Genomic DNA, 21,461 nt, shown 5'->3' with positions numbered 1-21,461 from the left:
TTCATTAAAAATGCGCCCCACCATTAGATCTCATTCTAACTTTGGGGCGTATATTAATTGGCGTATTTTATAAAATTAATTGAACTAACAAACTAAGAAATTATATTTATGTCCATCTGGATCAGCAAATGTTGCACCGTAATAACCTTGAGAAGTCTTAGGTTCATCAATCACCTTACCACCTAACGCTTTCACTTTATGCAATAATGTATCCACTTCATCGTTCGTTTTAACATCTAATGATATGATGACTTCATTAAAGACGAAAGAAACAACTTCGGATTAAGACGACTTAACCCGAAGTATTTTATTAGGCCAATATGTGATCCATTGAACGATTCACACTACTTGCATACATACCACCAAATTTAACTAAATGCACCATGAATAAATATAATCTATAGAACTCTAAGCGTTTTTCTGCTCCTTTTCCTAAAGGATAATGCTTTTCATATTCATTATAAAACTCTTGTGTAAATCCACCGAAGACAGTAGTGATACCTAGATCAAATTCTCTATCTCCATATAACGGCGCTGGATCAAATAAAGCGGGACGCCCATCTTTTAAAAACATATAATTACCGCCCCATAAATCACCGTGTAAAAGAGACGGTTTGCTATTATGATTTTCTAATTCATTAATCATAACAGAACGTACTTGTTCGTATACTTTATTATCTTCTTCATTCCATAAATTTTTACGTAATAGTTCATCTCTTAAATGATCCATACGCCGTTCTACAAAAATTTCACTCCAAGACTCTGACCATGTATTATCAAATGAGACATCAGCCCCTTCATAAGGTAACTCGAATCCAAACTTACCTTCTGACTGTTGATGACTATGCATTTTGGCTACAAGTTGTCCTAATTCTTTTTGACTTCCTTTACCGCCTTCTTCTAAATAACTGAGTAATAGATACGCATCGCCATTAATTTCGCCATTTTCAATCACTCTTGGTGCTGTAATATCTGCTTTTTCAAATGCTTCTAGTCCAGCCATTTCGGCAGCGTAGAAAGAGGGTTTACGATTTCTTTGAACTAATAAAAAATATATATCATCGTTTGTTGTAATTTTAAATGCTTCATTTACATCTCCACCGCTTACTGGTGAAATATCTTGAATACCCTCTAAAGGTAATTGATTTTTCCAATCTGATTTCATTAATTATCCTCCTTAGTCCAATTCTTTATCTACTATTCTATTACCTAAATGGATGTGCTTTAACCTTTGTCATTCCAAAATGATTTAAAGTTAGGCAATTTTTCAAACACTTTCAAATTTGACTATTCATTTTTAATCGAACGTGCTAGTCTATTAAAGGAATGTTTTTTCAATGATATTAAATGAGGATCGTAAGCCTCAAATACAATGAAATGGAGCATTATTATGTACAAATTAATTAAACCTCTTTTATTCAAAATCGAACCTGAAAAGGCACATGGATTAACAGTAGATGCCTTAAAATTCACTCAGAAAAACGCTTTTTTACTACCTTTTGTAAATAAATTATTTACATATGAACACCCCTCTCTTTCACAAAACATTAAAGGGATAACATTTAAAAATCCAGTTGGTTTAGCTGCTGGTTTTGATAAATCATGTGAAGTGCCTAAAGCACTTGAAAATGCTGGTTTCGGTGCTCTTGAACTTGGTGGCATTACACCTAAACCACAAGATGGCAATCCTAAACCGCGTATGTATCGCTTACTTGAAGATGATGCCTTAATCAATCGTATGGGCTTTAATAATATGGGGATGAATAAAGCTTTATGGAATTTAAGACGTCATGCTTACACTATTCCTGTAGGTTTAAATGTGGGCGTTAATAAAACGACACCTTACGAAGAGCGTTATCAAGATTATATTAAAGTCATCGATGCGTTTAAAGCAGATGTATCATTTTTCACTGTGAATATTAGCTCACCTAATACTGAAAACTTACAAAGTTTCCATGATAAAGATGAATTTTCAATGTTATGTCATGCTTTAATAGATTATAAAGCACAACACGAAGTGAATGTCCCAATCTTTTTAAAGCTAACTTCAGATTTAGAACTTGAAGGTTTTAAAACTATTTTACCTCAAATTACAGAAACCTTTGATGGTATGATTTTAGCCAATACCACACGTCAACGTGATGGATTATCTTCTCCAAATAAAGTAGAAGACGGAGGATTAAGTGGTCGACCTTTATTTAAACGTAATTTAGAACTTGTAAAATGGGCTTATCAACAAACGAATGGCGAATTTTTAATCATTGGTACAGGTGGTATTTTTAGTGCACAAGATACTATTCAAATGATGCGAAATGGTGCGTCACTTGTACAAATCTACTCATCCCTCGTGATAGAAGGCCCTGGTTTAACTAAAAAGATTAATCGAGATATTGCTAAATATTTAAAAGCAAACCATTATAGTCATATTAGTGAGATTATTGGACTAGATGCTAGACGTTAAAATATTTCACTAAACGATAAAGTGTACTATACTAATATTACACGTAGCACGTACTATCGGAGGGTATGTTGATGACTATAGAAGATAAACAAACAAAGTCACAAACTAAAGATAAGAATAACATTGAAGATGCCAAATCTTCTCAAGAATACGATAATAGTATCGGTTACAATGGTGAAAAGAAAACAGCTTTGGATCTTGAAATTGAACGTGAACTATTAGAAATGATGGAAAATAAAGATCCTGAACCTGAAAAAGAGAAGAAAGGTATAAAAATTGCTGGACTACTATCTGCCCTTGTTATTGCTATTTTAGCTATTGTGCGTTTTATCCATCGTACGTTATAACTAAAAGCGAAGGAGTAAGAAAGAATGGTTAACTCATTCTCTCTTACTCCTTTTAAAATTGTTCTAAAAATGCTTTAGCTTCTCGATTAATTTTTTTAAAATCAATACCTTGTTCCATCGCTGCAAATACACATCCGCAATAACATTGTCTAAATATATTATAATCATTACACATTTCTATAGACCGTTCGTAACCTTTATTTTTCTTAAAATCACTAGGTAAATAATATGTATTGTATAATCGTTGAACTTCCATACCGAGTTCGTTAATTAATTGAGCATTCTTTTTAGGAGATAATGTTAATGCACTACCGAAATAATCATATCCATACTTCACTGCTGCTTCTGCGACAAGCTCTAAACGCATCTCAAAACACGCTGTACAACGTTTTCCACCTTCAGGTTCTTCAGTAAGACCACGCGATTTCGCCATCTTCATGAATTCATATGGCTGATAATCAGCTTCAATATATTTTACCGAATATCCAGTCTTCTCATTAAAATCTTTTACAAATTGTGCTTGGACTTTGGCACGTCTTAAGTATTCATTTTTAGGATGAATGTTAGGATTAGCAAAATAAATAGCAATATCTGCATACTGAGATAGATATTCTAATGTATATGTGCTACAAGGTGCACAACAACTATGTAATAAAATTTTAGGGCGAACGCCTTCACGCTCCCATTGATTAATCAGTTTTTTCAACACCCTATCATAATTGATTTTTTGATTTTTCATCTTCTTAATCATAGGTTCAGCATTTAACATTTCTCAATTCTCCTTATAAAATATTATATATTATTTTTAGTTTGAGACTTATACAATAAAAATATATCAGATATTATCGACTTACTATATCTTGAACTTTTTTAATAGCCTCATCTTCTATTTCTTTGAAAATTTTTATTGCCCTATGTATTTTTTATATTATTTCTTAAAGATGGTGATTACTTAAATTCATTAATGACACGCGTATCACATTGAGTACATACATTTTAAATTGGAACAAATTTACTTCCATAATGCTTACAATAAGTCACTAAAACCTCTTCCAAATAATCTACGTAGTACTCCGAAATCATCGAATTGACTAATTAACGATGATCCAAATAAATGTAATGCAAATCCAATAATAACGAAAAATATGATAACACCGTAAAAACTAGGGATACGTAATTTTCTATTTACACTATATTTAGCAATTAAATATATACATGATGTGAATAATAAGATAATCGAAAATACTCCTAATACCCCACTTAAAATATAAAGTTTTAAAAATAGTGAAATAAATCCTAACAAAAGTATAAGCACTGATAATGTATTCGTTAAAATAAAGTCTGACAAAACTTTTTTAATTTGAAAAGGTTGAAGTACAGTTAAACGTATCACTCCATAAGTAATAAAGAAAAGAATAGCTATAGCAATAGCGATGCCTAGTATTACTCTTAGAACAATAGTAAATACTCCTGAAATGATATAACCAAAACTATCTTCAATCATAAAATGAATAAAAAATCCTAAAATTAATAAGCCCACTATCACTAATGAAGCTAATAATGAGTAACTAAATGAATGATGACTCTCAATGATTGTATCATGCCGTTTAAACACTTGTTTAAAGAATTTTTTACTTTCTTCGACAACAGATTTAACTTTTTGACTTGAAGCACCAGGATTACCATAACGTTGTTGATAAGATGTATAATCAGGTGCATCTTGCGTTTGAGATGACTCAATATTGTTGTATTGATTCACTGTAGGCTGTTCTTTTGATATAGCATTTGGCGAAGTAACAGAACTTGAAGTAGAGTGATTTACACTTTTGTTTATATGACTATCCAAGTTTAATGATTCTGGTGTTGTTGTAGATGGTGTAATCTGATCTAATTTCGTTCCACATTCTCCACAAAATAAATCTCCTTGTTGATATGACTGACCACAATTTGGACATTGCATCCTATATACCTCCATAAACATAAAATTCGAAATCATTATACCATTAAATTGAATTGCTTAAAATATTATTTTAATGAAATAAAAAAAGTTCGAATCTTAAACGATTCGAACTCTAATGATGATATATTATTCAGCTTCTCTGATTTCTGCATCGATATCTGCATAATCAATTTCAGTATTAGTGAATGTTTTATTATCGATTGGGAAGTGTTGTTCAAATGTTTCAAAGTTTTGAATTTCAACTTTTACATCATCTACTTCAAAATCTAAAATGTGTCCGCCGAAATTACGATCATCGTTGGCGAAATGAATATGGAAACCACCAGAACCAATACCATGGAATAATTCAGGTGTAAAGAAGCCAATCACTGTACCGTTAACATCTTCCTGAGTTTCTTCAGGTTGTCTACGTGCTGAATCAATTAATCTTGTATATGGTGGTTCTTGTTTTGGCATCATACGAACATGCATTTTTTTAAATTTACCAGTGATTTTTACTGCTGAGAATAAATTATCACTTAACATATGTTCTTTTACTTCATTTAATACTGTTTCAGAATCTTTATTAGAAGTTTTATAAGATTCATCTGCTTCAAATTTAGTAATTGTTGCAAAAGGTGTTAATTCATCACCTTTAAGTTTAACAAATTCTTTTTTTTCATTTGCATGGTAAGCTTCTCCATTAATGAAGATAACTTCACCGTCTGAACCTGTAAGTGTTGCTAGTCCTGAATCACCATGTTTTAATAATTCATCGATTGTTGCAGTTCCTTCTAATAAACCTGCCATCAATGTACCTAATGTACCATGTTGATATAATACGTGACCCATATTAATATTCACTCCTATTTTTTAGAAAATTAATTTAAAGAATCTGGTAACATATTTGTTGATAATTTAACATTATCTTTATAATTTACTGGAATATCAATTAAAACTGGTCCTTCTGTTTCGTAACCTTCTTTAATTGCAGCTTCAAGTTCTTCTGGACTTGTTACTCGGATACCTTTCGCTCCAAATGATTCTGCATATTTAACATAATCTACTGGACCAAATGCTACACCAGCTGCACGTTTATATTTCATTTCTTCTTGGAATTCAACCATGTTGTATTTACCATCATTCCAAATTAATTGAATGATATTTAATTTTTTACGTACAGCAGTTTCTAAATCTTGACCTGAGAATAAGAAACCACCATCACCAGCAACTGATACAACTTGTGTGTTTGGACGTACTAATGCAGCTGCTATAGCCCATGGTAACGCAACACCTAAAGTTTGCATACCGTTACTGAATAATAAGTGTCTTGGATTGTAACTTCTAAATTTACGAGCCATCCAAATATAGTGACTACCTACGTCTACTGTAACAGTTGTATCATCAGTTAACGTTTTTTGCATTGTATTGATAATTTCTACTGGATGTAAAATACCGTCTTCATGTTCATATTTAATGCCAGTAGCTTCGATAATATTTGCTCTTAATTCTTCTAAGTCATCTAAATGTTTTTGATCAATAATTGGTTCAGATACTTTTTCTGACATCATTTGAATTGTACCTGCAATATTACCTACTAATTCTTTTTTAGGACGTAAGTAATTTGTAATTTCAGCATGCACTTCGTCAATTGAGATAATTTCAGTATCTAATTCTTTATTCCAGTTACTTGCTTCGTATTCAATTGGATCATAACCGATTGCAACTACTAAGTCAGCTTTTCTTAGTAATTCGTCACCCACTTGGTTACGGAATAAACCAACACGACCAAAGAAATGGTCTTCTAATTCACGACTAATCACACCAGCACCTTGGAAAGTTTCTACAACAGGTAAGCTTGTTTTTTCAACAAATTTACGAATTGCTTCTGTTTCTTTTTCACTAGAACTTCTCATACCTGCAAGTAATACAGGGAATTTAGCATCTTTAATCGCTTGAAGCACTTCATTCACTTCTTCATCTGCTGGTACCCCTAAATGAGGTTTTTCTGGTAAGTCGATTGCTTTACTTTGCACTTGAGATGAAATAACGTCTTGTGGAATACTAATGAAACTTGCACCATTTTTACCAGAAGTTGCAGTGCGGATTGCATTTGTCATAACTTCAGATAATGATTCAGGATCTTGAACCTCTGCACTATATTTAGTTGATGATTTTAGTAACGCAGCATTATCTACAGCTTGGTGAGTAAGACGTAATAAATCATTTCGTTTAACTTGACCACCGATTGCTAATACAGGGTCACCTTCTGAAGTAGCTGTTAATAATCCAGTTGTTAAGTTACTTACCCCTGGACCACTTGTTACTAATGCAACACCAGGTTTACCTGTTAAACGTCCAATGCCTTGTGCCATCATTGCAGCATTTTGTTCATGACGCGTAACGATAAGTTCTGGACCATCATCTTCTAATGCATTGAATAAATAGTCGATTTTTGCACCTGGAATACCAAATACATAATCCACATTATTATTTTTTAAAGTATCAATGACCATATCTGCAGCAGAATAGTTTTCTTTAGCCATTTTATATTCATATCCTTTCAAGTTTACATTTGTAATTTAAAGTTTTTATTTCAAAATTACTTTTCTATTTTTTTATACCCAATTAAAAAGAAGCCACACACATGTCTATTTTTTTAGGGAAAAAGAGGGAAAGACTTAGTCACATGTTAATTGCGGCTTCTTTATATTTAAATAACTTCAATTTTTAAAGTTGAAGTGTAACCTCAGTTAATTAGACATATTCAAATATGAGATGGGAGTTTTCTATTATATATGTCATGTTTAAGGGAATGATAGTAAGACATACTTATTAGAATATTTGAATACGTTGTAACTTTATTACGTTTCCTATTATAGTACGCATCGAAATATTAATAAAATACATATTTTCGATAGGAACCATTCCATATCGGAATAGGTCAACATACTTTAACCATTGTAAAATGACACAATTAAAAAGGTCTAATTACTTGACTTGTCTTCTATCATTATAGTGCCAATATTGATATAATTACTACTTTTTATATTTATAGAGTAAATATACTCTTTTTTATTGTTTTTATTTTAGATTTATCTGATATAATCGAATCTATCATTTAAATTTTCTAGTTATGTATTCTTGTTTAATCAAAAGTAAGAAAACTTGAAATTTTCAGAAATTTTAGACAAAATACCATTCTTTTATGCTATGATAATAAATGTTATATAGCTAACAAGCTAATTAATTAAATTTTAAACTTATTAGTGGAGGTTCATAATTATGGCCAGTTTTTTCAAAAATTTTACTAGAAAAGAAGATCCCACTATCTATCAAAGTAAAGATGGACATTTAAAACGTACGTTACGTGTTAAAGATTTTCTTGCATTAGGTGTAGGTACTATTGTATCAACATCGATTTTCACACTACCTGGTGTAGTAGCAGCAGAGCATGCTGGTCCAGCCGTAGCTTTATCTTTCTTATTAGCTGCAATTGTTGCTGGTTTAGTTGCATTTTCATATGCTGAAATGGCTGCAGCCATGCCGTTTGCTGGTTCTGCATATTCTTGGATTAACGTTTTATTTGGTGAATTCTTTGGATGGGTAGCTGGTTGGGCATTACTTGCCGAATACTTTATTGCCGTTGCCTTTGTAGCTTCTGGTTTTTCAGCCAATTTAAGAGGACTTGTGTCTCCTTTAGGTATTGCGTTACCTAAGTCTTTATCTAACCCTTTTGGTGCAAATGGAGGAATTATAGACTTAGTTGCAGCAATTGTTATTATTTTAACTGCATTATTATTATCTCGTGGTATGAGTGAAGCTGCTCGTATCGAAAATATTCTTGTTATTTTAAAAGTTCTAGCGATTGTTTTATTCGTTATTGTTGGATTAACAGCAATTCAAGCAAGTAACTATGTTCCATTTATTCCTGAGCATAAAGTCACTGAAACTGGTGATTTTGGTGGATGGCAAGGTATTTATGCAGGGGTATCAATGATTTTCTTGGCATACATAGGGTTTGATTCAATTGCTGCCAACTCAGCTGAAGCTATTAATCCGCAAAAAACGATGCCACGTGGTATTTTAGGATCATTAATCATTGCGATTGTTTTATTCGTAGCTGTAGCTTTAGTATTAGTTGGTATGTTCCATTATTCAAAATATGCTGGGAATGCTGAACCTGTAGGTTGGGCACTTCGTCAAAGTGGACATGGTGTAGTAGCAGCAGTAGTTCAAGCTATTTCAGTCATCGGTATGTTTACAGCATTAATCGGTATGATGTTAGCTGGTTCACGTTTACTTTATTCATTTGGTCGTGACGGATTATTACCTTCTTGGTTAGCCAAATTAAATGATAAACATTTACCTAATAGAGCGCTTGTTATTCTCACTGTTATCGGTGTTTTAATTGGTTCAATGTTCCCATTTGCTTTCTTAGCTCAATTAATTTCAGCAGGTACATTAATTGCATTTATGTTTGTATCTATTGCAATGTATAGTTTAAGAAAACGTGAAGGCAAAGATTTACCAGTTCCAGCATTTAAAGTGCCATTCTTCCCTGTATTACCTGTCATTACCTTTTTATTAGTCTTGCTTGTATTCTGGGGATTAAGTTTTGAAGCTAAACTTTATACATTAATCTGGTTCTTAGTTGGTATTGTTATTTATGTACTCTATGGTATTAAACATTCTAAAAAGAATGATGAAGATGATTATGTCGTACCAAAAGATTAAGATAATGAACTCACTTATATTTCTCATATCCTCTTAAGAAACATTCAATTGTTTTTTAAGGGGAGTATACTGAAAAAGAGGCTGGGACATAATTCCTAACAAAATAGCCAGTAAATGAGTTTATTATAAATTCATTTACTGGCTTCTTTATTTACAATACTACGTATTGTTGGCTCGCTTTCTTAGGGGACAGCTTCAGCCTGTAGTCTTCAGCTTGTCCTGTTCCCTCAAGAGTCTCGCCAAAATACTTTGTATTTATATGTAATTTTACATTGAAATACTTTAAAAAAATAAGGCCCTTTCGTATAATTTAATAAATATCACTAAACTAAATTAACGAGGTGCCTTATGTATAAAGATTATAACATGACTCAACTTACTCTACCATTGGAAACTTCAGTTCTTATCCCCACAAATGATATGTCACGACATGTCAATGATATTGTAGAAACAATTCCTAAAACTGAATTCGATGAATTCAGACATCATCGTGGTGCAACCTCATACCATCCAAAAATGATGTTAAAAGTCATTCTATATGCCTACACACAATCTGTGTTTTCAGGTCGTAAGATAGAAAAATTACTTAATGATAGCATCCGGATGATGTGGCTATCACAAAATCAAAAGCCTTCTTATAAAACGATTAATCGATTTAGAGTCAATCCAAAAGTAGATGCTTTATTAGAATCATTATTTATTCAATTTCATAGTCAGTGTTTGAAACAACATCTTATAGATGATCAGGCCATTTTTATTGATGGTACGAAAGTTGAGGCGAATGCCAATCGATATACATTTGTATGGAAAAAGAGTATTCAAAACCATGAGACAAAAATGAATGAAGATTCTAAAGCACTCTATCATGAATTGATAACAAATAAAATCATACCTGAGATTAAAAAAGATCACGATAATGACTTAACAAAGGAAGAAATAGATTTGATTGGTAGTCATTTGGATAAAGAAATCGAAGATTTAAATCAACATATCGATAATGAAAAATGTACTAAAATAAGAAAACAAATACGGCTCAAAAGAACTAAAATTAAACAATACAAAAAGCAAATTAATGATTACTCTGGGCGAAAGCATAAATACGACGTCCAAAAATCTATTTTAAAGGATAGAAATAGTTATTCTAAAACAGATCATGATGCCACATTTATGAGAATGAAAGAAGATCATATGAAAAATGGACAACTCAAGCCAGGTTATAATTTACAAATAGCGACAAATTCTCAATTCGTTTTATCTTATAATGTGTATCAAAATCCGACTGATACAAGAACGATGATACCATTTTTAAATTTAATTCAAGAGACCTACGGTCATTTACCTGAATATATTGTAGCTGATGCAGGTTATGGTAGCGAACCCAATTATATGGCAATTATAGATGATTTTAATCGAATACCACTTATAACCTACGGTATGTTTATAAAAGATAAAACTAAAAAATATAAAAGCGACATCTTTAACACTCAAAATTGGGATTATGACGAAATTAACGATGAATATATTTGTCCAAACAATAAGCGATTGGGTTTTAAAAGATATGCCTATCGCCATGATAAATATGGGTTTAAGAGAGACTTCAAATTATATGAATGTGATGATTGTTCAGAATGTCCTCTGAGACACCAGTGCATGAAATACAATTCAAAAACGAATAAAAAAATAATGAAAAATTATAATTGGGAATATTTTAAAGCCCAAATTAATAAAAAGCTTTCAGAACCAAAAATAAAAACCATCTACAGTCAAAGAAAAATTGATGTGGAGCCTGTTTTTGGATTTATGAAGGCTATTTTGGGTTTCACTCGAATGTCCGTTCGAGGGATAAATAAAGCCAAAAGAGAACTAGGATTTGTGCTAATGGCACTTAATATAAGAAAAGTAACAGCTCAACGAGCTGAAAATAATCAAAAAAATTATAAAAAAGACAATTTCTATATTATTTCAATAGAAATTGTCTTTTTTCACTTATCTAGATACTTTATGTCCCGGACTCTTTTAATATATTTTACCAACCTTGTCCTTCTATACTATATTGATTTAAATCACCATCTTGTAGTGCTTGAAGCGCTTCTTCAATAACATCTAACGCTTTATCTAACTGTTCATAAGTAATAACGAGTGGCGGTTGAAAACGTAAGACGTTCCCAGCAACTGCAATAATCACTACACCATGTTCAAAACAGTAATTACAAATTTTCAATGCTTCTTCAGCAGCTCTTTCTTTTGACTGTTTATCTTTAACAATATCAATTCCAATCGATAACCCAATACCGCGCACATCTCCTACGTAATCGTATTGATCTACCCATTGATTCATACGTTGACGCACGTAGTTTCCTTTTACAGAACTAGCTGTTAGTAAGTCGTCGTTTTCTATCATTTCAATCGTAGCAAGAGCCGCTTCACAACTTACTGGATTTGCCCCTGTCGTAAATAGATGTGCTGGTGCTTCAAGACTTTCAATAATTTCTTTTCGACCCACAATCGCTGACATTGGTAATCCACCTGCTAATGATTTACCAAATGTAATGAGATCTGGTGTAAAGTTAAAATGATTCACAGAGCTCCAAGAACCTGTACGACCTAATCCTTGTTGGATATCATCAACGGCAATTAAAATGCCGTATTCGCGACATAACGTTTCAAGTGCTTCAAAATAGCCCTCTACTGGTTCTAATAGTCCACCATCTCCTTGAATCGTTTCTAACACGATACAAGCTACTTCCTCAGCTGGAACATATTTAACAAACATCTCTTTTAATGGCGCTAAATATTCTTCAACAGTATTTGATTTAGATTGTTCAAACATCCCTCTGTATTTATCTGGAAATGGAATATGATAAAATCCATTTAATAATGGGCCATAATGTTTACGCATATTTAAACTGATAGCCGACATTGATAACGCTCCAAATGTAGAGCCATGATAAGCATTTGTAAAGCTGATAATATAGGGTCGTCCTGTATAAGCACGTGCAAATTTGATAATACCATCATTCGCATCCGAACCACTCAAACCAAATGTGACACGTTTTTCATAATCGCCTGGCGCAATATCGCATAACTTTTTAGACAGTTTCACTAAAGGCTCGTGATACATATATGCGGGGGTATAATGAATAAATTTATCTACTTGCTTTTTAATCGCCTCTGTTACCTGTTTTGGTGCATGACCCACATTTTGTGAGCTTGCACTAGCTAACAAATCGATGTATTCTTTTCCATCTATATCTACTAAAGTTGCCCCATACCCATGATCAATCACTAATGGATAATATTTTATACGTCCTGATGTAGCAAAATACTTACTATCTTCTTTTATCATGTCCTCTGCTTTACTCAAACTGACTCATCCTCTCCCAAAGTGTCAATAACTTATATCTAACTTTCTTTATTGACTTCAATTCTTATGATAATAAACAATATCTTACTAATAATTGTCAGATTTGTAAATATTTTCAGAAAAATTAAAATGTATTGTTTCTATCTTTTAAACAATTATAAAAATAAATCACAAAAGGCCTCTAATAGAGACCTTTTATGATTTATTTGTTTTCGTATGGAATAACATCATCACCATATTCTTTTTTAATATACGCTTTGATTTCTTTAGATTGCATAACTTTTAATAATGTTTGGAATTTTTCATCATTTTTATGACCTTCTTGAACAGCAATCGTATTCGCAAATGGTGATGATTCACCTTCCATAACAATAGCATCTTTAGACGGTTTTAAACCATTATCAAGCGCATAGTTTGAATTTATAATGACTGCAGCTCCTTCACCATTCTCATATGTTTTTGGTAAAAACTCTGCCCCTTGTTGATGGTTAAATTTCAAGTGTTTTTTATTTTCAGCAATATCTTCAAATTTTGCATTTTCAATTTTAACGCCTTTTTTTAATTTAATTAATCCTTCATTAACAAAGAAAGATAGAAAACGTCCTTCTTCTGCAGGATTATTAGAAACGTAAATCGTCGATCCATCTGGAATGTCTTTTAAATTTTTATATTTTTTACTATATACACCCATAGGCGTTGTAAACACTTTACCTAATTCTTCAATTTTATAACCATGACTTTTCTTTTCAGCATTCAAGTATGGAACGTGTTGGAAGAAGTTCGCATCAACATCGCCTTTATCTAATAATTTATTAGGCACCTTATAATCATTAACTTCTTTGACTTCTAGATCATATCCTTTTTTCTTCATTTCTTCTTTAGCTTTTTTCAACACATCACCATGAGGTGCTGGCGACGCTGCTACGGTAATTTTTTTATTATCTTCTTTCTGATTTCCACAAGCCGTTAGCGTAATAATTACTAATACAATACTGATCATACCTATTAATTTTTTCATATGTATTGACACCTTTTTATAAATTTTCAACTCTCATTTACTCTTACTAGATATGTAAAGACATAAAAAAATACTTTCTACTATTAAGAGAAAGCATCGATACACTTTCTCTCATCTTCTAAAGTATGATTAACTTTATGTGAATTAGCACCATGTCATACCATGACGGTTGCTGGGTTTCGTAGGGCACATCCCTCCACCACTCTTGATAAGAGTTAATAGATTATTGAATTATTAATAACTTATCATTGATTTAAACGTTGGTCAATATGTTTTTTTAATATTCTAAAAATTTAAAAAGTGTTAAACCAAATATTTCAGGGAATATTCTTATACTATGTATATAAGAAGGAGCGAAATTATGATCTATTATTTTTATCATTGTCTTAGTGCTTTAGTTATAAGTATCATCTTATTAATTACAATGGCTATAATGGATGTCTTAGTTCAATCGACTCATCTTACTTTATTGTTAATTAATATTGATTTCTTAATTGACCCAAGCAAAACGCCATTATTATTAGAACTAGCCATTCATATTTTTATAGGATGGTTAATATATTTTATTTTCTTACTTATTTATCATGTCTTTAAACCATTATATAAACTAAGTTATGTCTTATTAATGATTGTTTTTGCCTCTCTTTATCCGTCACTCATCGCTATGGCAAAGCGTTCATTCTTTCACTTTAACTGGACAGAATACGGTTTATGGATGATTGCTCATATTATTTTTATGATTTTAATGGCTTGTTCCATTTCATATTTTTCTAAAAAGAAATATTAATACCTTATATAAATCATGTGATAAATATTGATTTAATGTTTACAAAACATTTATTCTTTAAGTTAAGTTAAAGATTTATTATGATTTTTTTTAAAACCCTGTTTCTGATCTATTCAAATGCTACACTCTAGTTGTAATTGATCATGAATGAAATGGGGTTTTCATTATGAAGAAAGTATCTTTCATCGCATCTACACTTTTAACAAGTACAATGCTACTTACAACGACTCAATCTGTAGAAGCACATACTGCTAACTTAGTGACTAAAGAAAATGCTAAACAAATTGCTACAGATGCATTATCTAATAGTGGAGGTAATCCAAATCTACAACGACTTGGTCGTACTGTTGACAAAGGCGCATACTTTGAAATTATAAGTCATAATAGATTAAATGAAGGCAGTGGAATGTATAAAGTTTATAAAAATGGCGAAGTTGAGTACAAAAATGGTACATATAGTGACTTTAATCAACTTCAAGATACACGTATTCATGCAGAATCAGGTATCGCTAAAGCTGCTAAAACACCTTCCTCTTCTAATGATAAACAAGTTAATTCTGTTGATTGTGCACGTGAACTCAATCGTTATTATGTAGGAACAGTTGCTTCTTCTGAGGTGCCATCCTCTAAGTCACTTAAAAATACTCAAACATCACAATCTTCTGTTAAAACACTCCCAAGTACTGGAGACGATACACAACAACACTCAACTCAACTTTTAGCCTCACTTCTATTAGTTATGGGAACTTCATTATTACTTAAACGAAAACATCATAGTCATTCTTATTGATCTACTAAACATTTTTAATAAATAAAAAAGGAGTGAGTCAACAAATTCAAAATGAATGCTGACTCACTCCTTTCATTTAAATAGTTTTACAAGATAAATCGTTTCCATACTAAATTAATACACGAGAAACGGTCTCCATATTATTTATTTTTATTATCCGTTTGTTCATTATCTTGACTATCAGAATGTTGATCATCTTTGTTTTTAGTTTGTTCTACGCCTTCAGGGTCTTGTTCTTTAGCATTGCCTTTTTTTGGATTATAATTAACACCTTCTGTATAATCATTACCTGCATTCCATAATAAGAACTCATTAACCCCGTTATCTTTTAAAGCTTGAACTTCTTCAGATATCGCTTTTGCATCATAATCAATATAATTACCAGCACCTAAATATGAAGCGGTAAAGTCTTGAATCCATGGTCTTGAAATAGGCTTATCTTTACCTAATGTATCTAATAAACTATTTTCTTTTTGAATATAGCGATTAACTGTTTTATATGGTTCCGTATCTGGTGCTTGTAAACCGAAATCTCCATTACTCCAATGAGATGGATAAATCATTGATGAAATGGCATCTACATTTTTAGAGATTTTAGGGAAGCTTTGACCAATACCAGGTGCATTTTCAACTAATGCAGAATAACCAAATACATCAGCTGACACATTGACGCCCATTGGTTTTAATTCTTTATTTGCATATTCTAAGAATTTAGTAATTGTATCTACACGTTGGTCGCCTGAACTCATCTGACTATTTTTATATTCACCTTTATTATAAGTTAAGCTATCTGCTTGATTTTCAAATCCTTCTGGGAAGCGTACATAGTCAAATTGAATATCTTGGAAGCCTGCTTTTGCAGCTGCTTTTGCAACATCAATATCATACTTCCATACTTCCTTCATAAATGGATTAACAAAGCTATCCCCTTTACCATTTGTCCAAACAGAACCATCACTATTTTTGAATGTCCATTCAGGGTGTTCATTTGCTAATTTTGTATCTTTAAATGTTACAATACGTGCAATTGGGTAAATATTATTATCATGCAGTTTTTTTAATAATTTTTTACCATCTACAATATCAAGCGTATTTTTATCCACTTGTTTATTGCCAGTATTTAATTTCATAGTAATGTTACCTGTATCATCTTTCACATCGATAACCATGGTATTTAAATTAGAATCTTTGATGAATTTAACTAACTCATCCATTTTTTTACCCTGTGTAGAATTACTTGTTACATAAATCCCTTTAACACCATCTTTAGGATAATCTACTTTATTTTCATTTGTATTTTTATCATTATTCTTTTTCAATGCATCACTTTGACTATTACCACTTTTATTACTAGATTGCTCATTTTTCTGATTTCCATCTTTTTGTCCACTATCAGATGCATTATCTCCATTACTACAAGCCGCCAATAATAGAGCACTTGTTGTTAATACAGCAAAAATTTTATTTTTCTTCATTACTGTTCCTCCAAGAAAGTATATAAGTATTAATTAAGAACTTAGTTATCATATATAAACGATTTAAAAATAAAGACTAACTTCAATTAATAAGAACTTAACTTACTTTAGAATAGCATATTTTAACAAAAAATATACGATACACTAAAGTTTTATAAAATATTCTATTTAATATTTACATATATTAAAATTTTAAAGAAAACGTAAAGATAATACTTTAGAATCATCGATGATCCACTGAACATTTGGTATTGATCTTTTCATTTGTTGCATGATAAATTGCTCATTATTTTTAGGAAAATCCCAAATATACTTAATAAATTCAAAACTTAATGTTTTAGGATTTCCTCCGATATGTTCTCTGTTAAATAGTGAATATATGTAACGCTTGATTACTCTAAGTATACATTTTACTCTTGGTTCTTTAATCCATATGACTTTAGTTGCATATTTTAATCTCATACTAAGTGTACTAGAATAATTTCCATCAATAATCCATTCCTCTTTTACTACAATAGATTCAAGTTTTTGTTTTAATTCTTCAAAAGTAATGACGTTTTTATTATTAAGCCATTGAATTTGATCAATATGGTAAAGTGGCAGTTGATATTTTAAATGTAGTTGATATGCCAATGTTGATTTTCCAGAACCAGGGCTACCAATAATTAATATACGTTGTTTCATAACAATCCCCTTTGAATATGTTTGAATGTTTACATTAAATGTATAAATACGGTAATTTCATAAAATTGTAAATTGTTAATTAAGAAATTTCAATAATTAATTACTTTATACTTGAGAATATTATTATTTTTTACGATAATGATATTGAAAGTTTATTAAAGGAGTGAAAGGCATAATGAATAAAGAACAATTAGAAAAAGTAAGTCATGGGAAAGGATTCATCGCTGCATTAGACCAAAGTGGTGGTAGTACTCCAAAAGCATTAAAAGAATATGGTGTAAACGAAGATCAATACAGCAATGATGACGAAATGTTCCAACTTGTACATGATATGCGTACACGTGTTGTCACTTCACCTTCATTTACTTCAGATAAAATTTTAGGTGCGATTCTATTTGAACAAACTATGGATCGTGAAGTTGAAGGTAAATATACTGGTGACTACTTAGCTGATAAAGGTGTCGTTCCTTTCTTAAAAGTCGACAAAGGTTTAGCTGAAGAGCAAAATGGTGTCCAATTAATGAAACCTATCGACAACTTAGATGAAACTTTAGACCGTGCAGTTGAACGTCATATCTTCGGTACTAAAATGCGTTCTAACATCTTAGAATTAAATGAACAAGGTATCAAAGACGTTGTTGAACAACAATTTGAAATTGCTAAAAAAATCATTGCTAAAGGTTTAGTACCTATCATTGAACCTGAAGTAAACATTAACGCTAAAGACAAAGCTGAAATCGAAGAAGTATTAAAAGCTGAACTTAAAAAAGGCTTAGATTCTTTAAATGATGATCAATTAGTAATGCTAAAATTAACTATCCCTACTAAAGCTAACTTATACAAAGAATTAGCTGATCATCCAAATGTTGTTCGTGTTGTTGTATTATCTGGTGGCTACAGCAGAGACGAAGCAAACAAATTATTAAAAGACAATGATGAATTAATTGCAAGCTTCTCACGTGCATTAGCAAGTGATTTACGTGCAGGCCAATCAAAAGAAGAATTTGATAAAGCTTTAGGCGATGCAGTAGATTCAATCTACGATGCTTCAGTAAATAAAAATTAATAGTCAGATTTTTATTTAAAAGTGATGAGTCACGTGCTCATCACTTTTTTCATGTTTTTAAGCAGTTATAACCATTAAATTTATTTAATAAAAAAACTGTTAACAGAACGTGATGTCCTGTTAACAGTTTTCTAATTTTTCTTATTTAGCATTAGTATTTTCATAGAAACCTAATTCTAATTGTTTAGATGTTAAACGACGAGTTTTTCTCATTAAGTCAACATCATGAATTAATGATTCACCATATGAAGGAATCATTTTTTTGATTTTTGGTTTCCATTCATCTAAATATTGTTCGAAGTTTCTTTCGATAACTTCTAACGCTACTGAAACTGATGTAGAAGCCCCTGGTGATTCACCAAGTAAAGCAATGATAGAGTGGTCTTTAGAGTCAACCACTTCTGTACCGAATTGGATGAATCCTTTACCTTCTTTTTCATCATCTTTAATAACTTGTACACGTGTACCAGCAGTATATACTTGCCAATCTTCATCACGAGCTTCAGGGTAGAACGTACGTAAGTGGTTCATACAACCTTCTTTAGTCATGATGATTTGGTCAAATGAATATTTAAGTAATGACATATTCTTAACTGCTGCAGCTAATAACGTAGTGATATTGTGTGGTTTAACTGATTTGAATAAATCTAAGTTAGAACCGTGAATTAAGAATTTAGGGCCAACATTTGCGAATGGTCCGAATAATAATGTTCTTTCACCATCGATATAACGAGTATCTAAGTGAGGAACAGTCATTGGTGGTGTGCCAGGTGGCTCTTTACCATAAACTTTCGCATCATGTTGTTCGATAACTTCTGGATTTGTACAAGCGATAAATTGACCAATGATTGGGAAACCACCGATATGTTTACCTTCTTCGATACCAGTTTTTTGTAATAATGGAATAGATCCACCACCAGCACCGATGAATACATGGTCAGCTTCTTTAGTAAAGACTTTATTGTTAGCTAAATCTTTAATTTTAACTTGCCATTTACCGTTAGATAAACGTTTGAAGTCTTGTACTTCATGATTATAGTTGACGTTTACGTTTGAATCGTCGTTTTGTAAGTTATGTGCCATTTTACGAGTTAATTCACCGTAGTTAACGTCAGTACCTTCGTCGATTTTACTAGCAGCCATTAAGCCATCATCGAAACGACCTTGCATCATTAATGGAATCCATTTTCTCATTACTTCGATGTCTTCAGTGTATTCGATATCATCGAACATAGGGAAATCTTTCATTTTTTCGTAACGTTCTTTTAAGAATTGAACGTTGTTTTTACCACGTACGAAACTGATATGTGGTAAAGGATGAATGAAATCTCTAGGATCTTTAATTTGTCCTGATTCTACTAAATGACCCCAAAATTGTTTAGAAATTTCAAATTGTTCGTTAATTTCTTTTGCTTTTTCAATGTCAATCGTACCATCTGGTTGTCTTACAGTATAGTTTAATTCACATAATGCAGCGTGACCAGTACCAGCATTGTTACGTTCATTTGAACTTTCGATACCTGGACGATCTAAACGTTCATAAAGATCGATGTTCCAGTTAGGTACAAGTTCATTGAACATAGATGCAACTGTTGTACTAATTACACCAGCACCGACAATAATCATATCTTTTGATTCTGTCATGTTTGTACACCTCTCCAAAAATTATGTTTCACAATATATTATAATTACCTGTTGCTCTTGTTTCCCTAATATCTAGTAATCAATATATTGTTTTAGTAATGTGTTAAGTCTTTCATTACTATGTTAAAACAAATATAGTCAATTGTAAATCAGAAAAACTTAAATATTCGAATTAATGAATTCATTATCATTAAATTAAGCAAAAAATTTATCAATATAAGTTAAATAGTAAGAATAGTTGAATGATCAAAGTTTTATTATAACATGATGTCATTACAATCACTTAATGATTTACTTACAACCTTATATAATGATTATTTATTATTTTGTAAAAACTTTTCAATATAAAAAGCTGATTCTTCAATTGATTTATACTCAGTATTAATCACTGTAGCATTTAATTTTTTAAATACTTCTTCTGCATAACTGAGTTCTTCTTTTATACGATTTAAATTATTATATTGAGACTCTTTCGACAAACCTAATGTTTCAGCACGACTTTTTCGTATATTTGCAATATACTGTGGACTTGCAGTTAATCCAAATACTTGTAACCCTTTTTGCTTAAAAACACTGTCTGGAATACTAACTTCAGGTACTAAAGGAATGTTTGCTATTTTGTAGCCTTTATTCGCTAAATACATACTTAATGGTGTCTTTGAAGTACGTGATACCCCTACAATCAACGCATCCGCTTCGCCTATATCAGAAAAATGCTTACCATCATCATATTTAACTGAATATTCAATCGCTTCAATACGCTTAAAATAAGCTTCATTTAACTTTCTTAACGCACCACTTTCCATCAATGGTTTTTCACCTGTCACGTGTTCAATAATGCTAATTAAATCAGACATATAATCTACATATGGGATATGATGTTCTCTAGCAAATTCGTGACCAAGTGCATTAAATGATTCACTTACTAATGTCGTAGCTACTATTGCGTGGTGTTCTTTCGCTAAATTTAATATATTTAAAAATTCTTCCTCATCTTTAATATAAGGAAATTTTTTTATTTCTACATTATTTAAATCTGGAAACTGGGTTAAAGTTGCATGAATCATACGTTGAGCAGTTTCTCCAATTGAATCTGAAACAATAAATAATTTTAAATTATGTGCTTGTGACTCGACTTCATTCATTTTT

General features: G+C 31.4%; 18 protein-coding genes, 1 pseudogene and 1 riboswitch. Of the genes and pseudogenes, 7 read left to right on the top strand and 12 right to left on the bottom strand.

The window, feature by feature from the left end:
* Positions 1-84 precede the first annotated feature (84 nt).
* Together NSU06_RS01615 and NSU06_RS01610 are read right to left on the bottom strand one after the other, a co-directional pair.
* A pseudogene (locus NSU06_RS01615) lies at positions 85-258 on the bottom strand (VOC family protein); the annotation flags it as partial.
* A gap of 52 nt (positions 259-310) precedes the next feature.
* Entirely contained in the window at positions 311-1,165 is an 855-nt protein-coding gene (locus tag NSU06_RS01610; RefSeq protein ID WP_017175098.1) for a fructosamine kinase family protein, read from the bottom strand.
* Between the two features lie 225 nt (positions 1,166-1,390).
* Here NSU06_RS01610 and NSU06_RS01605 point away from each other — a divergent pair, with 225 nt between their 5' ends.
* Both NSU06_RS01605 and NSU06_RS01600 read left to right on the top strand, forming a co-directional pair.
* On the top strand, positions 1,391-2,461 hold the full coding sequence (locus NSU06_RS01605) for a quinone-dependent dihydroorotate dehydrogenase (RefSeq protein ID WP_017175099.1): 1,071 nt from the start codon (positions 1,391-1,393) through the stop codon (positions 2,459-2,461).
* A 71-nt stretch (positions 2,462-2,532) separates the two neighbouring features.
* Positions 2,533-2,808 carry a hypothetical protein gene (locus NSU06_RS01600; protein WP_017175100.1) on the top strand — a complete coding sequence of 92 codons (276 nt, stop codon included), beginning with the start codon at positions 2,533-2,535 and terminating at the stop codon, positions 2,806-2,808.
* Between the two features lie 52 nt (positions 2,809-2,860).
* Here NSU06_RS01600 and NSU06_RS01595 read toward each other — a convergent pair whose 3' ends face one another.
* The 4 genes from NSU06_RS01595 to alsS all read right to left on the bottom strand — a co-directional run bounded on the left by NSU06_RS01595 (position 2,861) and on the right by alsS (position 7,293).
* The gene (locus NSU06_RS01595; RefSeq protein WP_017175101.1) at positions 2,861-3,577 is read right to left on the bottom strand and encodes an epoxyqueuosine reductase QueH; all 717 of its coding nucleotides are present in this window, start codon (positions 3,575-3,577) and stop codon (positions 2,861-2,863) included.
* Between the two features lie 258 nt (positions 3,578-3,835).
* Positions 3,836-4,768 (bottom strand): zinc ribbon domain-containing protein, encoded by a 933-nt coding sequence (locus NSU06_RS01590; RefSeq protein WP_145424043.1) that lies wholly within the window; start codon positions 4,766-4,768, stop codon positions 3,836-3,838.
* A 126-nt stretch (positions 4,769-4,894) separates the two neighbouring features.
* A complete protein-coding gene (gene budA / locus NSU06_RS01585; protein WP_061544256.1) occupies positions 4,895-5,599 on the bottom strand; it encodes an acetolactate decarboxylase in 705 nt (234 codons plus the stop codon).
* A 29-nt stretch (positions 5,600-5,628) separates the two neighbouring features.
* The gene (gene alsS, locus NSU06_RS01580) at positions 5,629-7,293 is read right to left on the bottom strand and encodes an acetolactate synthase AlsS (protein WP_049416412.1); all 1,665 of its coding nucleotides are present in this window, start codon (positions 7,291-7,293) and stop codon (positions 5,629-5,631) included.
* A gap of 739 nt (positions 7,294-8,032) precedes the next feature.
* Here alsS and NSU06_RS01575 point away from each other — a divergent pair.
* Together NSU06_RS01575 and NSU06_RS01570 are read left to right on the top strand one after the other, a co-directional pair.
* Positions 8,033-9,484 (top strand): APC family permease, encoded by a 1,452-nt coding sequence (locus NSU06_RS01575; protein WP_017175104.1) that lies wholly within the window; start codon positions 8,033-8,035, stop codon positions 9,482-9,484.
* Positions 9,485-9,832: 348 nt separating this feature from the next.
* Complete coding sequence (locus NSU06_RS01570; RefSeq protein ID WP_340779175.1) at positions 9,833-11,584, top strand: IS1182 family transposase; 1,752 nt, start codon at positions 9,833-9,835, stop codon at positions 11,582-11,584.
* On the opposite strand, the gene NSU06_RS01565 is transcribed toward NSU06_RS01570, so the two are convergent.
* Together NSU06_RS01565 and NSU06_RS01560 are read right to left on the bottom strand one after the other, a co-directional pair.
* Positions 11,511-12,848: an aspartate aminotransferase family protein gene (locus tag NSU06_RS01565; RefSeq protein ID WP_070549213.1), complete on the bottom strand. Its 1,338-nt coding sequence runs from the start codon at positions 12,846-12,848 to the stop codon at positions 11,511-11,513. The two genes, NSU06_RS01570 and NSU06_RS01565, sit on opposite strands and share 74 nt — an antisense overlap.
* A gap of 202 nt (positions 12,849-13,050) precedes the next feature.
* A complete protein-coding gene (locus NSU06_RS01560; RefSeq protein WP_049420466.1) occupies positions 13,051-13,866 on the bottom strand; it encodes a MetQ/NlpA family ABC transporter substrate-binding protein in 816 nt (271 codons plus the stop codon).
* 108 nt (positions 13,867-13,974) lie between these two features.
* Positions 13,975-14,081, bottom strand: a riboswitch (SAM riboswitch).
* 146 nt (positions 14,082-14,227) lie between these two features.
* Here NSU06_RS01560 and NSU06_RS01555 point away from each other — a divergent pair.
* The gene (locus NSU06_RS01555) at positions 14,228-14,653 is read left to right on the top strand and encodes a hypothetical protein (RefSeq protein WP_049382381.1); all 426 of its coding nucleotides are present in this window, start codon (positions 14,228-14,230) and stop codon (positions 14,651-14,653) included.
* Positions 14,654-14,819: 166 nt separating this feature from the next.
* On the top strand, positions 14,820-15,443 hold the full coding sequence (locus tag NSU06_RS01550) for an LPXTG cell wall anchor domain-containing protein (protein WP_070549215.1): 624 nt from the start codon (positions 14,820-14,822) through the stop codon (positions 15,441-15,443).
* 140 nt (positions 15,444-15,583) lie between these two features.
* On the opposite strand, the gene NSU06_RS01545 is transcribed toward NSU06_RS01550, so the two are convergent.
* Together NSU06_RS01545 and NSU06_RS01540 are read right to left on the bottom strand one after the other, a co-directional pair.
* On the bottom strand, positions 15,584-16,918 hold the full coding sequence (locus NSU06_RS01545; protein ID WP_070443097.1) for a putative glycoside hydrolase: 1,335 nt from the start codon (positions 16,916-16,918) through the stop codon (positions 15,584-15,586).
* A 192-nt stretch (positions 16,919-17,110) separates the two neighbouring features.
* Positions 17,111-17,602 carry a topology modulation protein gene (locus NSU06_RS01540; RefSeq protein WP_048762282.1) on the bottom strand — a complete coding sequence of 164 codons (492 nt, stop codon included), beginning with the start codon at positions 17,600-17,602 and terminating at the stop codon, positions 17,111-17,113.
* A gap of 175 nt (positions 17,603-17,777) precedes the next feature.
* Between NSU06_RS01540 and NSU06_RS01535 the strand changes: the two genes are divergently transcribed.
* Positions 17,778-18,668, top strand: a complete 891-nt coding sequence (locus NSU06_RS01535) for a fructose bisphosphate aldolase (RefSeq protein WP_002449395.1) — start codon at positions 17,778-17,780, stop codon at positions 18,666-18,668.
* Positions 18,669-18,809: 141 nt separating this feature from the next.
* Here the strand turns inward: NSU06_RS01535 and lqo are convergent, their stop codons facing one another.
* Both lqo and NSU06_RS01525 read right to left on the bottom strand, forming a co-directional pair.
* Positions 18,810-20,312 (bottom strand): L-lactate dehydrogenase (quinone), encoded by a 1,503-nt coding sequence (lqo, locus tag NSU06_RS01530; RefSeq protein WP_002449218.1) that lies wholly within the window; start codon positions 20,310-20,312, stop codon positions 18,810-18,812.
* Positions 20,313-20,626: 314 nt separating this feature from the next.
* Positions 20,627-21,457, bottom strand: a complete 831-nt coding sequence (locus NSU06_RS01525) for a pyruvate, water dikinase regulatory protein (protein ID WP_017175436.1) — start codon at positions 21,455-21,457, stop codon at positions 20,627-20,629.
* Between the last annotated feature and the right edge of the window lie 4 nt (positions 21,458-21,461).

This window comes from Staphylococcus sp. FSL W8-1270 (assembly GCF_038007165.1).
Taxonomy (GTDB): Bacteria; Bacillota; Bacilli; order Staphylococcales; family Staphylococcaceae; genus Staphylococcus; species Staphylococcus hominis.
The sequence above is the reverse complement of the archived record's forward strand: the minus strand, read 5'-3'. Positions and strand labels throughout refer to the sequence as shown.

Excerpts from the sequence above, each read along its gene's own strand:
- NSU06_RS01590 (WP_145424043.1), bottom strand. The coding sequence starts at position 4,768 with ATGCAATGTCCAAATTGTGGTCAGTCATATCAACAAGGAGATTTATTT.
- budA (WP_061544256.1), bottom strand. The coding sequence starts at position 5,599 with ATGGGTCACGTATTATATCAACATGGTACATTAGGTACATTGATGGCA.
- lqo (WP_002449218.1), bottom strand. The coding sequence starts at position 20,312 with ATGACAGAATCAAAAGATATGATTATTGTCGGTGCTGGTGTAATTAGT.
- NSU06_RS01540 (WP_048762282.1), bottom strand. The coding sequence starts at position 17,602 with ATGAAACAACGTATATTAATTATTGGTAGCCCTGGTTCTGGAAAATCA.
- NSU06_RS01610 (WP_017175098.1), bottom strand. The coding sequence starts at position 1,165 with ATGAAATCAGATTGGAAAAATCAATTACCTTTAGAGGGTATTCAAGAT.
- NSU06_RS01600 (WP_017175100.1), top strand. The coding sequence starts at position 2,533 with ATGACTATAGAAGATAAACAAACAAAGTCACAAACTAAAGATAAGAAT.
- NSU06_RS01535 (WP_002449395.1), top strand. The coding sequence starts at position 17,778 with ATGAATAAAGAACAATTAGAAAAAGTAAGTCATGGGAAAGGATTCATC.
- NSU06_RS01550 (WP_070549215.1), top strand. The coding sequence starts at position 14,820 with ATGAAGAAAGTATCTTTCATCGCATCTACACTTTTAACAAGTACAATG.
- NSU06_RS01605 (WP_017175099.1), top strand. The coding sequence starts at position 1,391 with ATGTACAAATTAATTAAACCTCTTTTATTCAAAATCGAACCTGAAAAG.
- NSU06_RS01575 (WP_017175104.1), top strand. The coding sequence starts at position 8,033 with ATGGCCAGTTTTTTCAAAAATTTTACTAGAAAAGAAGATCCCACTATC.
- NSU06_RS01525 (WP_017175436.1), bottom strand. The coding sequence starts at position 21,457 with ATGAATGAAGTCGAGTCACAAGCACATAATTTAAAATTATTTATTGTT.
- NSU06_RS01570 (WP_340779175.1), top strand. The coding sequence starts at position 9,833 with ATGTATAAAGATTATAACATGACTCAACTTACTCTACCATTGGAAACT.
- NSU06_RS01595 (WP_017175101.1), bottom strand. The coding sequence starts at position 3,577 with ATGTTAAATGCTGAACCTATGATTAAGAAGATGAAAAATCAAAAAATC.
- NSU06_RS01545 (WP_070443097.1), bottom strand. The coding sequence starts at position 16,918 with ATGAAGAAAAATAAAATTTTTGCTGTATTAACAACAAGTGCTCTATTA.
- NSU06_RS01555 (WP_049382381.1), top strand. The coding sequence starts at position 14,228 with ATGATCTATTATTTTTATCATTGTCTTAGTGCTTTAGTTATAAGTATC.
- NSU06_RS01560 (WP_049420466.1), bottom strand. The coding sequence starts at position 13,866 with ATGAAAAAATTAATAGGTATGATCAGTATTGTATTAGTAATTATTACG.
- alsS (WP_049416412.1), bottom strand. The coding sequence starts at position 7,293 with ATGGCTAAAGAAAACTATTCTGCTGCAGATATGGTCATTGATACTTTA.